The organism is Xylanibacter caecicola (assembly GCF_013166515.1).
Lineage (GTDB): Bacteria > Bacteroidota > Bacteroidia > Bacteroidales > Bacteroidaceae > Prevotella > Prevotella caecicola.
In genome coordinates, this window is sequence record NZ_JABKKJ010000012.1 from 30,430 (window position 1) to 44,100 (window position 13,671).

Here is a 13,671-nt window from a genome sequence, read left to right on the forward strand (position 1 = left end):
ATTAAATAATATTCATTAACCAAGTAAAGGAGAAATTTATGAAAGACCTTAAAGGAACAAAGACCGAGAAAAACCTGCTGGAAGCATTCGCAGGTGAGTCGATGGCACGTAACAAATACACTTACTTCGCATCAAAGGCAAAGAAAGACGGATACGTACAGATAGCAGCTATATTCGAAGAAACCGCTGCCAACGAGAAAGAGCACGCAAAACTGTGGTACAAATTCCTGCACGGCGGTAAGGTTGCCGGAACAATGGAAAATCTTGCAGATGCCGCAGCGGGAGAGAATTATGAGTGGACAGACATGTATGCACGCATGGCACAAGAGGCACGCGAGGAAGGTTTCGACGAGATTGCAGAGAAATTCGAAGGTGTTCTTGAAGTAGAGAAGCAGCATGAGGCACGCTATCGCAAACTGTTGAAGAACGTCGAGGACAAGAAAGTGTTCTCAAAAGACGGCGAGTGCATCTGGCAGTGCATCAACTGCGGACACATTGTCATCGGCAAACAGGCTCCCGAGAAGTGCCCGGTATGCGACCACGCACAGAGCTATTTCCAGATAAAGCCTGAGAACTACTAAAAATATCTACTGTTACAGTATAAACATAAAAAGCAAAACCGCATGTGCCTGTTGTTAAACGGCACATGCGGTTTTTGCTTTTCGCATAGACCACTAAACTTTATTTGCCAGCTGTTCGGGACGGTATTCAAAGTGCATCGTATCATAATGATACCAGCGTCCGCCCCATACAAAACCGTGCTTTTCAAAAACACGGACAAGTTCAAGCGGTATACGGTTCTTGTATAAAATCTTTGCCGTCTCGCCCTTTCCTTTATTTGCCCACAACCAATAATCCGACATCTTCACATTTATGTCTATCGCTATTCCATAGCTGTGAGCACTCATGCGCTTTGCACCGCGTACATTGCGCCAATAGAACGTCGAGGCAGGCTTAAGATATTTTGCAAGATGCGGCTTTGTCTTCAATTCAGCAACCACCTTACCGAGTTGGCTTGATGCTCCGTTAACTTTTGTAAACTTTATCTTCTGTCCGAACCAGTCAACCGTCTCCATTCGTGATGCAACCTCCGAAGCACTCTTTCCATACATCTTCTTGAACAACGCTTCACATCTGCTCCTGCCAGCATCAGACAGATAACCGGGTTTAGAGGACGCAGTGTCATAGCGCATGCCGAACATGTCTTCCACGTCCGAATTGTCAAGCATCACGGTAAAGCTCTTTTTCTTTCCGTCATCATACAGTATGCGCTCACCGTCGGGAAAGACAATATAACCGTCTTTGTATTTCATTCCCGCATCCGGATAAACATCAATAAGGATACGGGCACCGGCAGGAATAGCGGCTACATTGCCGCCGTTCCTGCCGGAAGAGTCTTGCTTCAATGATGTTTCTACGCCTGTCGCAGCATCATCCGCCTTTACACGCGGATTGGAAACACAACCGACACAGGCAATAAAATACAATATAAGAAAGGCATTCATCTTATTCATACTTCTTTATAAACGCCGCATTGTATTTTTCTATTCCTGACATTCTGGAAGTAACATCGCTGTAAAGAGGCTTATACCATGAGTATTTGCTGAAATATGCCTTAAGGTCGGCACTCTTGAATATATATCCGTGGCGTGCATAAATCTCATTGCGGAGTATACGTAGCTGCGACTTGTCAAGCGACTTTATGTCATTGTAGGTCAGCTTGCGCGTACTTAAAATACTGCTCAATGCACCACTGCCACTACTCGACACCGTATTTCCGGTCTGACTGTTATCCGGCTGGAACGCTTCGTCTTCCTCTATCGGCTCCTTCGTACTGCCTTCCGGCACAGGAAGGGCGTCGGTCCTACTCTTTTCGCCCATAATAAATACAATGGAACCTCCATTGTTCAACACTATTATCTGCTTTCCGTTGCCAATGTCGTATGTGACACTGTTATCCTCGTCACTTACAATCTTGCCGATTTTTGCTATATATGCTTTTGCCGAATTATACGTTTCGTCTGATTTATCTGCAAGTTTGCCATATGCAGGAATAATGGCGCTCACCACCTTTGGTGTGTTTCCGGAAAAGCTGCAAATCCCGTTACTGTCGTAAGCAGCCATCTTTTCCGTAAACACAGCACCGTATGTCACACTGCATTTAAGGATTGTTTCGCTATAATTATCAGAATAGGCACCGGTATATCTTTCAGGTTTTGCGTCTGCTTTGCCAGCCCCGGCTATTTCGGCTGCCGTCATGCCATATCCGTACTTTCCGAAACCGTCTTTCGTTATTCCCATTTCAGCAAACAGAGCTTCGTATGAGAAATAGTCCGAGCTTACTTTTACTCCGCCCATGCCCAATCCTACGTTGTATATATCGGTCTTGTTGGAAAGCGTCTTGCCTTCTTTGTCTATAAATGCCCAGTTGTTCGCTGATTCCTTTACAAGCAGATACTTGTCGGCAAACACTCCGTACATCTTATTATATGTGTCCTCAAAAAGCTTGTTTCCCTGCAAATCGAGCAGTCCGCATTCGCCTTTCTCATTCTCGTATATCAGCATATCGTCCGAGGCAAACGACAGGTTCTTGTATTTTGCACGTATTACGGTCTCGCCTTCTATGTTCTTCAGTCCGCATCCGTCACTGCCATTGAAGACGAAATGACCGTTATATACATAGCTTACACCTCTCATCTTCGACGAAGGCTTTACCACCCACTCGCCGTCTTCATCGATCAGACCTGCCTTGATTTCAGAATTGTCGTCCTCAATCTCAATCGGCAGAAGACCTTCCTTAAACACCGGGGCAATGTCTTCCACATTCTTTACCGAAATTTCCGACTTCACATTGCCGCTCTTGTCAAGCACACAGTACTTGCGTTCCGACTTGTCGGCATCCTTATACTTCTTGTCCACCGCGACAATACAACCTTCGCTGCACGGCTTCATATCGGCATAAACAGGCTTTATAACGACCTCTCCGCTTGTGTTTATACATCCATATCCCGCAGATGTACGAAACACGGCAATCCCCTCGCTGAAACCATATACCTCCAGCACGCGGTTGCCGTCCACCTTGTCAAGAGTGCAGACGGTCTTTCCGTCAAGATTAATAAGTTCTATGTTCTGATTTTTGCGCACCACCGGCGTTATATCTTCATAAAACGATACAACCTCAAGATATTCGTCTCCCAACTTTCTCGGCTTTTTCTCAGCCGTGTACATCTCCCACAGCCCGTCACCGTTTTTCACAAAGAAGCGTCCGTTCATCACAACGGTAGGCTCTTCCTTAAACTCTCCGGAGAACAGTACTTCGCCATCCGGCGCAATCATGCCCCAAAAGCCGCCTTTCTCCTCTTGGAACGGCAGGTATTCTACCGGAGGTTTGAAATGAACGGAAGACTTGGAACATGCGTTCAACAGTATCATCCCGCAAAGGACAAGAAAATAAGACAGTTGTTTCATAGGTATTGTTATTGGTTAATAATCACATTCTCAACTACACAGGCAATAACGGTGCCTGCAAGTATACGACGCTACATCCTAAACTTAAGGCATTCGCTTATGCGCTGCATCGTAGTAAGGCGCGTAGGTACAAGCGGAAGACGCAAAACATTCTCTATCATGCCCATTTCATGAAGCATGGCTTTTACGCCGGCAGGATTTCCGTCGACAAAAAGCAGATTAAAAAGGTCCGTAAACTTATGATGTATCTTGCGTGCACTTTCAAACTCACCTTTCATCTCAAGGCGCAGCATGCGCGAAAATTCCTTGGGCAAAGCATTGCCTATAACCGATATTACGCCCACGGCACCGCATGCCACCATTGGGAAAGTGAGGGCATCATCACCGCTTATTACGTCAAAGGCTGCAGGCTTGTTCTTTATAATCTCGTCCACCTGCTCCAAACTGCCGGCAGCCTCCTTTATGGCAACGATGTTCGGACAGTCGTTTGCAAGCCTTACGGTTGTCTGTGCCATCATGTTTACGCCCGTACGCCCGGGAACATTATATAATACCACGGGCAGTTTCGTTGCAGCTGCTATAGCCTTGAAGTGCTGGTAAAGCCCCTCCTGCGACGGTTTGTTATAGAAAGGACATACGCTGAGCACACCGTCTATACCCGAGAAGTCGCCGGTTTTCAGTTCTTCCACCACGGCAGCCGTGTTGTTTCCACCGCATCCCATCAATATAGGCAGCTTACCCCCTGCCCTCTCTATCACCAACTCTTTTATCTTTTTCTTCTCATCTGCCGTCAAAGTCGGGGTCTCACCCGTTGTTGCCAATATGCAAAGAAAGTCTGCTCCGTTCTTTATCTGATAGTCAAGCAGCCTCTTCAGCGCTTCATAATCAACATTACCATCTTCCTTAAACGGAGTAACAAGGGCAATACCTAAACCCTTGAATATATTTCGTGCCATAAAAAATAAATATTTCTGATTATAATCAGTTGCAAAAATACTATATTTCGGGCTAAAAACAAAATAAACGTATTGGTTTTCTTATAGTTTGCTTATAAAGCAAATAAGATACGGTATCCCTACTTTAAACCGGATGACAACAAGACTAAAGCTATTATTTCTTATCGCGGAATATCTTTATATCATACAAAAGTCAAAGAGCGGCAAACAAAATACGGAAAGTATCATTCTCCTTATATATGCTTGCCGGGACCGAATATATCGGATGAAACGGACCGTATGCCGGGCTTATGTTCTCTTGCCTGTTTCAACAAATAGTTCGAACAAAGTTTCTCACCCATCGAACTGTAAGTAAAGTTTACGTACTTGCCGCTTTTAAAGTCCAAGTGCTCGGGAAGGTTCAGCACGTTATACGTAATACGGGTTATATCCTTGTTCTTGTCCTCTATAAGATTGCCGTCGGAATCGTAGTCATATTCCGTATCTTCATCCGAACCGTCGGCGAAGTGCATCGCACCCTTATAGCAGGGACTTTCCACGGCATTGCTAACCTTGCACAGACGGTTACCGTCGTATTCATAGTAAAGGTTTGTGGTGAAATAATTATTTAATTCTTTTATCATGATTAATATTCCTTCACCTTAAATAAAACTTTTACCAAACCTTTTTTCACTATTTTTCTTTCACGATACATATTATTTACAACTCCCTCAACTTTAATATCCGCTACATTGTCATAAATATATTTATAATTTTTAGGAATACCAAATTTCTCAATATAATAATCATATTCTAAATCATCTTTTGGGATATAATTGTAATATCCAGATCTGCATTTTATCTGATAAAAAATATGCAAAATATCTAAGCCTATATCTTCATTATCGAAACCACATATCAAGTCGGCAGATAGACTACCTAAACACATTTCCAATGTATCTGTATTAATATACAGTCTTGCGTCACAATCCGCTTTTTTATTTTGATAAAGTCTTATTGCCCTTTGTATTTTATCAAATTCCTCACTGGTTATATTAATGACAGTATCTACTTTATGATTACATGATTTTTCTTTTATATTATTGCAAGTTATCCGTATATTTGTTTCCCTGATACCTGTATAATATGTAACGGTGACTTTTTCCTCATTTGTCACCGTTTTACATGAATATAAGGATATAAGCAAACATAAAGCAATTATATTCTGTTTCATCTTCTTATTGAAATGGGACTGATTGTATTATAAGTTTCTCCTTTATGGTCGTTTCTTATGGTTTCTCCATTAGCTCTTGCAGTTTTTGCCTCACTACCTTCTATAACCCTTTTCTCTTCTTTATTTTCATATTGAGCATCATATATTTCGCTCCTTTCTCTATGGCTCTTATGATTCCTTGCATTATCAACAGCATGATCAAACTCATGTTCCAATCTTGTCGCAGCAGATTGCAATCCTCCGTCTGTAGTTTTTAATCCTTTCCTTGATTCCCAATAAACTGTTGGTTTATCCAAAGAATCAAACTCTGTACCACGGTCTTCATATAAAGTCGCATCATCAACATATATATTATATTTAGGATTTATAACAGCAGCCTTTAAGTTATCCCCACCTCCGTTTCTTAAATTATATTTATATGCCATTATAAAATCCTTAACAAATTGATTATTGGGTATAGTGATAGTCTTTTTTCCATTAAACCCAGTAAAACAAAAACTACGGTCATTCCCATGTTTGTCTTTATACCAAATTATAACTTTTCTTCCGTCAGGATCTACCGCATTCACAGCATTATTATTACAATAAACATACGGACTTACATCCGGATACTTATCCGCCAACGGGTCAACGGCATGCCAACGGGCAAGTACAGGGTCGTACCATCTCGCACCGTAATCGTACCAGTCCAACGAGAGAAGACGGTCAAGCTCCTTGCCGTTGTACTTGTAACGTTGCTTGTTATTCTCGGCGCATTCACCGAACAAGGCACCAAAGGGATAGTAATGGTTGGTCTCCTCCACAGTGCCGTTCTCATCAGCTACAACGCGTACATTACCCTGATGGTCCCTCAAGTAGAAATGATATACGGGCTGTTTGTTATTGGTAAACGTAACATAACCGCCGTCAAAAAGTATACGGTTTGGTGTCGGCTTTACATCCTCATATAGAATATCACCGCAATAATCTATACGATGCGCGCCGTAAATCAAAAAATATCCATAGTCAGTAATAAGGCTGTCACGTAAGTTTAAAGAATCCTTCAGACTGGGACCAACAGGATCTGACCATTCGGGAGGAAACTTACCAGGAGCAAATATATCTGAAGACAGGCTATTTAAAGCAGGAGCGTGCAACGTGGGGAAATCCAAAAGATAGCTTGAATAAAGTTTATCACCTGTCGCGCTGTAAATAAAGTCTATATTCTTGCCACTTTTGAAATCTACATGTTTGGGAAGGTTAAGCACATTATACTCTATACAAGTAATATCCTTGTTCTTGTCCTCAATTAGGTTGCCGTCGGAATCATAACTGTATTCCGTATCCTCATCGGCACCGTCGCTAAAGTGCATCGAACCTTTATAACATGGACTTTCCGCGGCATTGCGGACCTTACACAAACGGTTGCCGTCGTACTCATAATAAAGGTCGTCCACTATGCCGTATGCACCGCCGTCCTGCATGCCGTTACGGCGGAGAGACTGAAGGTTGCCGTGTTTGTCATAGCTGTAAGAAGTGTTGTATCTGCCGGTATTTTCAGCAACCGTATCAGTATATCTCGCCTCGGAAAGGCGGGACAGGTCGTCATAATAGAAACTGTAACGTCTCATTGGTAATGATTGCCGTTTTTTACTTGATATTCTCAAAATTAATAACATTATCAATCTTGGGCAAAATTAAAGTGTCTGGTCTAAAAGAATAAATCAATGTATCTCTTTTTATTTCCCAAAGTAAGCATCATAAAACTCATTTTAATTTTTTGGACATCACATATATAATATTTTTATATTCTAATTCCATAAAAATTTTATCATTGTGGACAAACATATCTTTTAGATGCAAAGAAATATCCTTTTTCTTGAAAATACTTTTATCTATATTTCTCATTGTAAATCTATTCTTATTATAAAACCATCTGAATGTGTTATTAAGTTCGTCTGTTTTCATCCTACCATTTGTCTCATTAGGAAAACTAAGCAAAGACTCGCCCTGCCGATTTGACTTAATTAAAGAATTATTATATATCATTCCTTTTCCTTGTTGACAAAATATAAGTCTGGGCATATCTCCACATGTCTTTTGTGAAACGCTTTTTCCTGCCATTGTCTTCTTTATATGTATTTCAGTCTGGAAATACCATTCCCCATATAACAATTCTGCTGAGGCGTTTATTTTTTCATATTTTCTTTTATTATTAGAATCTGTGATATATTCTGATAATTTAGAGAATATAGCAGTCTTCATAACTTTATTTGAACAGGAGTCAAGAATAATATTTATGTAGTTAGGAACAGCATCTATGAAAACTATGTTGTCTGTTCCATTATTTGGATAAAAGTATTTTAGAATATCAACAGAGAAGTCAATAATATCTTTGTCCTTTATATGAATGCTATTGATATAAAAATTCCACTCTTTTAAGAATTCATAAATACATTCTGCATCTGCTTTAAAATAATATATATGCCCATCATAGTATAAGAAAAATTTAGGAAGAAAATGTGATCCCATCCCTTTATACGAGTATATACCGTTATTAAATTCAAAATCGTCATATACATTTAGTTTATAAACATTTTTACCTGCACCTACTTTTTCATCTCCATACATAACATCCAGTTCTTTGGAAATACTGTCAGGAACATTAACCCACTGAAAGGGATAACGTTGAGCATTTATCGGCACTTCAAAAAGCATTATAAATATTGTCGTATATAGAATTTTAGTTATTTCCATTTTAGTTCCTCCATTATTTGCTCTTCTATTTTATTAGTTTCTTTTTCCCGATTTGGTCTTGCTTTTCCTTTATTTTTAATTTCATATTTTATGTCTGCATCAATTTCATTTACATCTGTACTATGCACTGCTTCGTGTGACATAACACTTCCTAACGCCTCATCTTCTGTCAGTCCTTCATATTTTAATCCAGAACCTTCTTTTATTGCTTCCCGAATACTTCCTATATAAATTGTTATTTTTGCAGTTTTTAATTTGTATTTCCCTCTCTCAAAATATCTTCCATAATTATCTTTTACATTATAATTTCCTTGTATTGTTTCTCCATATATTATGCTTTTACCTTCTAACTTATTTGCTTCAGATAATTTGATTTGTATTTTTGTACTCGAATTTATCAATTTATACAATTGAGTAAAACCTGTCTTCGTAATAGACATATTATTAACAATACGCTTAATATCATCATTAGCAAACTCTGAAAATTGTATTTTACCATTTAAAATCGAAACAACAACATTCCCATTCACATTAACAATTTTCCTTCCGTCAGGATCTACCGCATTCACAGCATTATTATTACAATAAACATACGGACTTACATCCGGATACTTATCCGCCAACGGGTCAACGGCATGCCAACGGGCAAGTACTGGGGCGTACCATCTCGCGCCGTAATCGTACCAGTCCAACGAGAGAAGACGGTCAAGCTCCTTGCCATTGTACTTGTAACGCTGCTTGTTCTTATCCACGCTCTCACCGAACAAGGCACCGAAGGGATAATAATGGTTGGTCTCCTCCACCGTGCCGTTCTCATCAACTACGACACGCACATTGCCCTGGTGGTCTGTGAGGTAGAAATGATATACGGGCTGTTTGTTATTGGTAAACGTGACATAACCGCCGTCGATAAGGATTCGGTTCGGCGTCGGCTTCAGGTTCTCATAGATGATGTCACTGCATATATTCATTACAAAACAACTATTTTAAAAATTTTTATAATTAAATAATGTGCGACAAATGCTCATTTTTTATATTTCCATATGCATCTGTCCTTAGTACTAACATATATGATCTTGCATCTCCAAAAGAAACATTGGTTATACGGTACTCTTCATTAGGTACTAAAGTCAACATCTTATTTCTATCTATTTTTAACTATCCTGATTTATTATATTTTATATCTTTTATTTCATAATTATTTTCAAGCATATCAATGTGTAGTTTCTTTAATCCCGTTTTATTGTTCTTAATTTGAACACTATATGATATGTCATTTTTTACCATGTATATATACATATAACTTATAATATTATTATCTTTTGAATATAAACAGTTGTCATCAATATTAAAAATAATAATATTATTACAACATGAAGTAAATAAAATTGTTATAAGTAATAACAAAATAGAAGTCTTATTTTTTATTCCTTTCATAATTCCTCCACCAATCATCTATTTGTTTTATCTCTTACCTTTTTGCCTTTAATAGAATATAAATTGCCTACACTGTCTGAATATATATAAACGATGCCTATTGCAGCTCCACCAAATGAATGATTTATTATTTCATATTCGCAATTTGGCAAGATTGTGAACCTCCTTTTTACAAATGGATTAAGTTGTTGTTCATTCGTTATATTATAATCATTGGGTATATTTTTTAAAGATATTGAAATATACTTTTTATCTGTTCTATTTTCTACTTTAAATATCTCACTATAACCCTCTTTATTATAAATAATAGTTAAACGGGAAATTGGGGAACCGTATTCTGATTTTATACATGAAGTTTCTTCATCAAAATATATCTGATTGTTTTCAGTACAAGATGATAAAAGAAAGATAATTATTGTGTTAATAAAGTATATCAGACATGTGTGTTTCATTTTCATATTCATTCCACCATTGATTTATTATTTGTATTTTTTGCTTATCTGATTTATCTGATTTAAAAAGTTTATCAAGAGAATTTCTCCCGTAAAAGTCATTTGTATATTTATAAAATTCCAAGAATTTATTATAACCTTTATCTGCTTCTTTTTCTCTTGGTGTTTCATCATGCCCATATTTCATATAATCATACAAAAAGCCTCCTAAATAAGTAACCTCATTGCTACTTTCTTCTATATGTTTTATATGCCCTACTTCATGACTAAGAAGTATCATCCAACGATAAAAATCCTGTCCGTAACCATGTCCATTATATTTATCTTTATCATCCTCAAAATAGTTTGGAGTAAAATTTATAGACACATTATTAGGAGAATTACCTAAAGTTATCGCCCCTCCACCTTTATTTGAAGAGTATGTAGGATAATAATGTCCAAATCCACGTTCCATTATTTGAGCATTTTTGATATATGTCTCAGATATTCCTGAAACTAATGATAACAAACGACATGTAACTGGATTTAATGTATAATAATCTGCCCGATAAAAAGGTGTACTTTTATGGGAAATTAAGAAATGAGGAAACAATCCTTTAATATCCACCGCATTCACAGCATTATTATTACAATAAACATACGGACTTACATCCGGATACTTATCCGCCAAAGGGTCAACGGCATGCCAGCGGGCAAGTACAGGATCGTACCATCTCGCACCGTAGTCGTACCAGTCCAACGAGAGAAGGCGGTCAAGCTCCTTGCCGTTGTACTTATAACGCTGCTTGTTCTTATCCACACTCTCACCGAACAAGACACCGAAGGGATAATAATGGTTGGTCTCCTCTATCATGCCGTTCTCATCTGCTACAACGCGAACATTGCCCTGGTGGTCTGTGAGGTAGAAATGATATACGGGCTGTTTGTTATTGGTAAATGTTACATAACCGCCGTCGAAGAGTATGCGGTTAGGCGTCGGCTTCAGGTTTTCATAGATTATGTCACCGCAAAAGTCTATGCGGTGAGCACCATAAATCATCATATACTCCTCTTCTGTAATCAGCGAAGCCTGATGGAAAATCAGCGAGTCTCTGAGACCAGTATTTATTGACTTGTCTTTTATAATTGAAAGTTTGTCTGAACCTGTCATTGGGGCAAATCCCTTTCATTACGCTTTAAATAAAGCTTTAATATTGTCTTTTTCAATGCTATGCATAACAGTATTAATAAAATTATAAGCCATAGAAATATGAATTTTTCATTAACGTTTTCTTAAGCTCGTATTATCATGATTGCACCATACTTTACATATAATATAAATAGAATAAAATAATAACACATAGGCAGGAACGTAGAATATATCATATAAAAAAAGTCTTAATAATTGAAATAATATAACAATAAGAGCTATTACTATAACTAATATATTTATCATTTTTAACCTCAATAATAAATTATGTCCATTATAAACCACTGTAAATATGATTATAATAAAGAAAGAACATATACTTGCAATAAGAATGTATTCACTATAAAAGAAATTCATTAAATCTGTTTCTTTTCTTTGGTTTAGTATTCCAAATATTAACTGAATAAACTCAGAGAAACAAACAAAACATGCCAAAAGATTTACAATTACCTTTCTCATTTTTTTATTTTATTAATTATTTCATTCCAATTATATTCTGTCCATATATTTTTCTCACCATCTATCAAGTCCCTATGAATATATTGAATGCTCTCTTTACTGGACACCCTAATTTTCACATCTGAGTTCGGTATATCTGATTTTTGCAATACCGGAACACTTAAGATTTGAACAGGATCATTGGTACAAGTAGCGTCTATTCGATTCTTTTCTACTTTATTTGTTATTTTTGTAGGCTCCCAAGCATTTAGATATAAAGCATTTTCTATTCTCCAACCCTGTTCTGACAGGTATCTCATCATACCTTCCGAAAAAGCTCCTCCCATACTATGAGAAACAAAGTTAAAGACATCTTTCCCTTTCTCCATTCCTTTAATTAGAACATCGTAATACTTTTTTGCATAATTGTAGCCAGACTTATCTCGTAAAAAATTTGAACTTTTCAAATATTCAAAATCATAATTTGTGAAAAAAGGAGATACATTATCATTAAACACATTTTTTGCATGTGTAACAAAAGCCGAATATTCACCATTCCAATACTTACTTCCACCTTCAGGTGAACCAAAGCCTAAATAACCATTTACAAAAACAATCTTCCTCCCGTCTGGATCAATAGCATTCACAGAATTATTCAGACAATAAACATACGGGCTTACATCCGGATATTTCTCCGCCAGCGGGTCAACAGCATGCCAGCGTGCAAGCACTGGGTCGTACCACCGCGCGCCATAGTCATACCAGTCCAAGGCAAGAAGACGCTCCAACTCCTTGCCGTTGTACTTGTATCTCTGAACATCATCGCCCGTGCCGTCGCCGAACAAAGCACCGAAAGGATAGTAATTGTTTGTCTGCTCTATGTTGCCCTGCGCATCGGCTACCACGCGAACATTGCCCTGATGGTCCATGAGATAGAAATGGTACACTGGCTGCTTGTTGCTGAATTTTACATAGCCGCCGTCGAAGAGTATGCGGTTCGGAACGGGTTTAATATTCTCATAGATGATGTCACCGCAATAGTTTATGCAATGCGACTCATATATCAAACCATTTTGCCTATATATAAACATAGAAAAACTGTGATCTATTTGCAATATAAAAGTTCTTTTCTGTACCCAGATAATTTATTATACAAGTTAATCAAACCAGTCTTTAACTCTATCCCATAAAGTTTTTTTATATGGCTGTGTTTCTATATATGATGGATCGTCATCTATATAAGAAAAACTTATATTCGTATTATAATGCTCGTCTTTCAACTCTACGGGGGACATGGCCATGATTGTATTAAGGAACTTTTTAAGCTCTGGGTTAGGAATATGAACAAAAACATATTTCTTCTCACCGACAATAATAACGGCAGCCCAGGTGTCATGCCAGTTTGACTGGATAAAAGGATTAACTAAATTATCTATATCTTCTATATCTGAAATACATTCTTTTAATTTATTAAACTCCTCTGGTCGCAGTTTTTTTTCTTTTTGCATCCTAACTTCTTCAAAGAAATTGAAGTCAGATAGATTCCCTTTTAACTCATGGTCTTCGTAAAGGATTTCACCATAAAAATGAGGTCCCAGCTTTCCTGATGAAACTCTTATTATACCATCATTAGTAATTTCTATTAAATAGTTGTCAACAGGAGTTCCCAAGCGTGTTAATAAACATTTACATAAAATGTCATTTTCCTTTCTCATTCGTCTGTCACAAGATGCAATACATACTATAGACAGCAATACAATATAAATTAAATATTTCTTCATG

At 37.8% G+C, this 13,671-nt stretch carries 14 protein-coding genes; 1 reads left to right on the forward strand and 13 read right to left on the reverse strand.

Going from position 1 to position 13,671, the window contains the following annotated elements; genetic code table 11:
* Nucleotides 1-38 precede the first annotated feature (38 nt).
* A complete protein-coding gene (gene rbr / locus HPS54_RS08030) occupies nt 39-581 on the forward strand; it encodes a rubrerythrin (RefSeq protein WP_172344920.1) in 543 nt (180 codons plus the stop codon).
* A 93-nt stretch (nt 582-674) separates the two neighbouring features.
* Here the strand turns inward: rbr and HPS54_RS08035 are convergent, their stop codons facing one another.
* From HPS54_RS08035 to HPS54_RS08095, 13 genes are all read right to left on the reverse strand, one after another.
* Nucleotides 675-1,514, reverse strand: coding sequence for a M15 family metallopeptidase (locus HPS54_RS08035; RefSeq protein WP_172344921.1), 840 nt, complete (start codon nt 1,512-1,514; stop codon nt 675-677).
* A complete protein-coding gene (locus HPS54_RS08040; RefSeq protein WP_172344922.1) occupies nt 1,507-3,468 on the reverse strand; it encodes a YARHG domain-containing protein in 1,962 nt (653 codons plus the stop codon). Before HPS54_RS08040 ends, HPS54_RS08035 begins: the two co-directional genes overlap by 8 nt.
* A gap of 71 nt (nt 3,469-3,539) precedes the next feature.
* Nucleotides 3,540-4,424, reverse strand: coding sequence for a 4-hydroxy-tetrahydrodipicolinate synthase (gene dapA, locus HPS54_RS08045; protein ID WP_172344923.1), 885 nt, complete (start codon nt 4,422-4,424; stop codon nt 3,540-3,542).
* A gap of 233 nt (nt 4,425-4,657) precedes the next feature.
* The gene (locus HPS54_RS08050) at nt 4,658-5,047 is read right to left on the reverse strand and encodes a hypothetical protein (protein WP_172344924.1); all 390 of its coding nucleotides are present in this window, start codon (nt 5,045-5,047) and stop codon (nt 4,658-4,660) included.
* A 2-nt stretch (nt 5,048-5,049) separates the two neighbouring features.
* Nucleotides 5,050-5,637, reverse strand: coding sequence for a hypothetical protein (locus HPS54_RS08055; RefSeq protein ID WP_172344925.1), 588 nt, complete (start codon nt 5,635-5,637; stop codon nt 5,050-5,052).
* Complete coding sequence (locus tag HPS54_RS08060) at nt 5,634-7,247, reverse strand: RHS repeat domain-containing protein (RefSeq protein ID WP_253951970.1); 1,614 nt, start codon at nt 7,245-7,247, stop codon at nt 5,634-5,636. The genes HPS54_RS08055 and HPS54_RS08060 overlap by 4 nt, the downstream gene beginning before the upstream one ends.
* 136 nt (nt 7,248-7,383) lie before the next feature.
* Nucleotides 7,384-8,373 (reverse strand): hypothetical protein, encoded by a 990-nt coding sequence (locus tag HPS54_RS08065; protein WP_172344927.1) that lies wholly within the window; start codon nt 8,371-8,373, stop codon nt 7,384-7,386.
* Complete coding sequence (locus tag HPS54_RS08070; RefSeq protein WP_172344928.1) at nt 8,364-9,344, reverse strand: RHS repeat domain-containing protein; 981 nt, start codon at nt 9,342-9,344, stop codon at nt 8,364-8,366. The genes HPS54_RS08065 and HPS54_RS08070 overlap by 10 nt, the downstream gene beginning before the upstream one ends.
* 187 nt (nt 9,345-9,531) lie before the next feature.
* Entirely contained in the window at nt 9,532-9,828 is a 297-nt protein-coding gene (locus HPS54_RS08075; protein WP_172344929.1) for a hypothetical protein, read from the reverse strand.
* Nucleotides 9,825-10,268, reverse strand: a complete 444-nt coding sequence (locus HPS54_RS08080; RefSeq protein ID WP_216653056.1) for a hypothetical protein — start codon at nt 10,266-10,268, stop codon at nt 9,825-9,827. The genes HPS54_RS08075 and HPS54_RS08080 overlap by 4 nt, the downstream gene beginning before the upstream one ends.
* On the reverse strand, nt 10,231-11,412 hold the full coding sequence (locus HPS54_RS08085) for an RHS repeat domain-containing protein (RefSeq protein WP_172344931.1): 1,182 nt from the start codon (nt 11,410-11,412) through the stop codon (nt 10,231-10,233). Before HPS54_RS08085 ends, HPS54_RS08080 begins: the two co-directional genes overlap by 38 nt.
* A gap of 494 nt (nt 11,413-11,906) precedes the next feature.
* On the reverse strand, nt 11,907-12,818 hold the full coding sequence (locus HPS54_RS08090; RefSeq protein ID WP_253951971.1) for an RHS repeat domain-containing protein: 912 nt from the start codon (nt 12,816-12,818) through the stop codon (nt 11,907-11,909).
* A gap of 228 nt (nt 12,819-13,046) precedes the next feature.
* The gene (locus HPS54_RS08095) at nt 13,047-13,670 is read right to left on the reverse strand and encodes a hypothetical protein (RefSeq protein ID WP_172344933.1); all 624 of its coding nucleotides are present in this window, start codon (nt 13,668-13,670) and stop codon (nt 13,047-13,049) included.
* Nucleotide 13,671: the final 1 nt, after the last annotated feature.

Coding starts and splice junctions, on each gene's coding strand:
- HPS54_RS08075 (WP_172344929.1), bottom strand. CDS start 9,828: ATGATTGGTGGAGGAATTATGAAAGGAATAAAAAATAAGACTTCTATT.
- HPS54_RS08095 (WP_172344933.1), bottom strand. CDS start 13,670: ATGAAGAAATATTTAATTTATATTGTATTGCTGTCTATAGTATGTATT.
- HPS54_RS08090 (WP_253951971.1), bottom strand. CDS start 12,818: ATGGACCATCAGGGCAATGTTCGCGTGGTAGCCGATGCGCAGGGCAAC.
- HPS54_RS08070 (WP_172344928.1), bottom strand. CDS start 9,344: ATGAATATATGCAGTGACATCATCTATGAGAACCTGAAGCCGACGCCG.
- HPS54_RS08065 (WP_172344927.1), bottom strand. CDS start 8,373: ATGGAAATAACTAAAATTCTATATACGACAATATTTATAATGCTTTTT.
- HPS54_RS08050 (WP_172344924.1), bottom strand. CDS start 5,047: ATGATAAAAGAATTAAATAATTATTTCACCACAAACCTTTACTATGAA.
- dapA (WP_172344923.1), bottom strand. CDS start 4,424: ATGGCACGAAATATATTCAAGGGTTTAGGTATTGCCCTTGTTACTCCG.
- HPS54_RS08085 (WP_172344931.1), bottom strand. CDS start 11,412: ATGACAGGTTCAGACAAACTTTCAATTATAAAAGACAAGTCAATAAAT.
- rbr (WP_172344920.1), top strand. CDS start 39: ATGAAAGACCTTAAAGGAACAAAGACCGAGAAAAACCTGCTGGAAGCA.
- HPS54_RS08035 (WP_172344921.1), bottom strand. CDS start 1,514: ATGAATAAGATGAATGCCTTTCTTATATTGTATTTTATTGCCTGTGTC.
- HPS54_RS08080 (WP_216653056.1), bottom strand. CDS start 10,268: ATGAAAATGAAACACACATGTCTGATATACTTTATTAACACAATAATT.
- HPS54_RS08055 (WP_172344925.1), bottom strand. CDS start 5,637: ATGAAACAGAATATAATTGCTTTATGTTTGCTTATATCCTTATATTCA.
- HPS54_RS08040 (WP_172344922.1), bottom strand. CDS start 3,468: ATGAAACAACTGTCTTATTTTCTTGTCCTTTGCGGGATGATACTGTTG.
- HPS54_RS08060 (WP_253951970.1), bottom strand. CDS start 7,247: ATGAGACGTTACAGTTTCTATTATGACGACCTGTCCCGCCTTTCCGAG.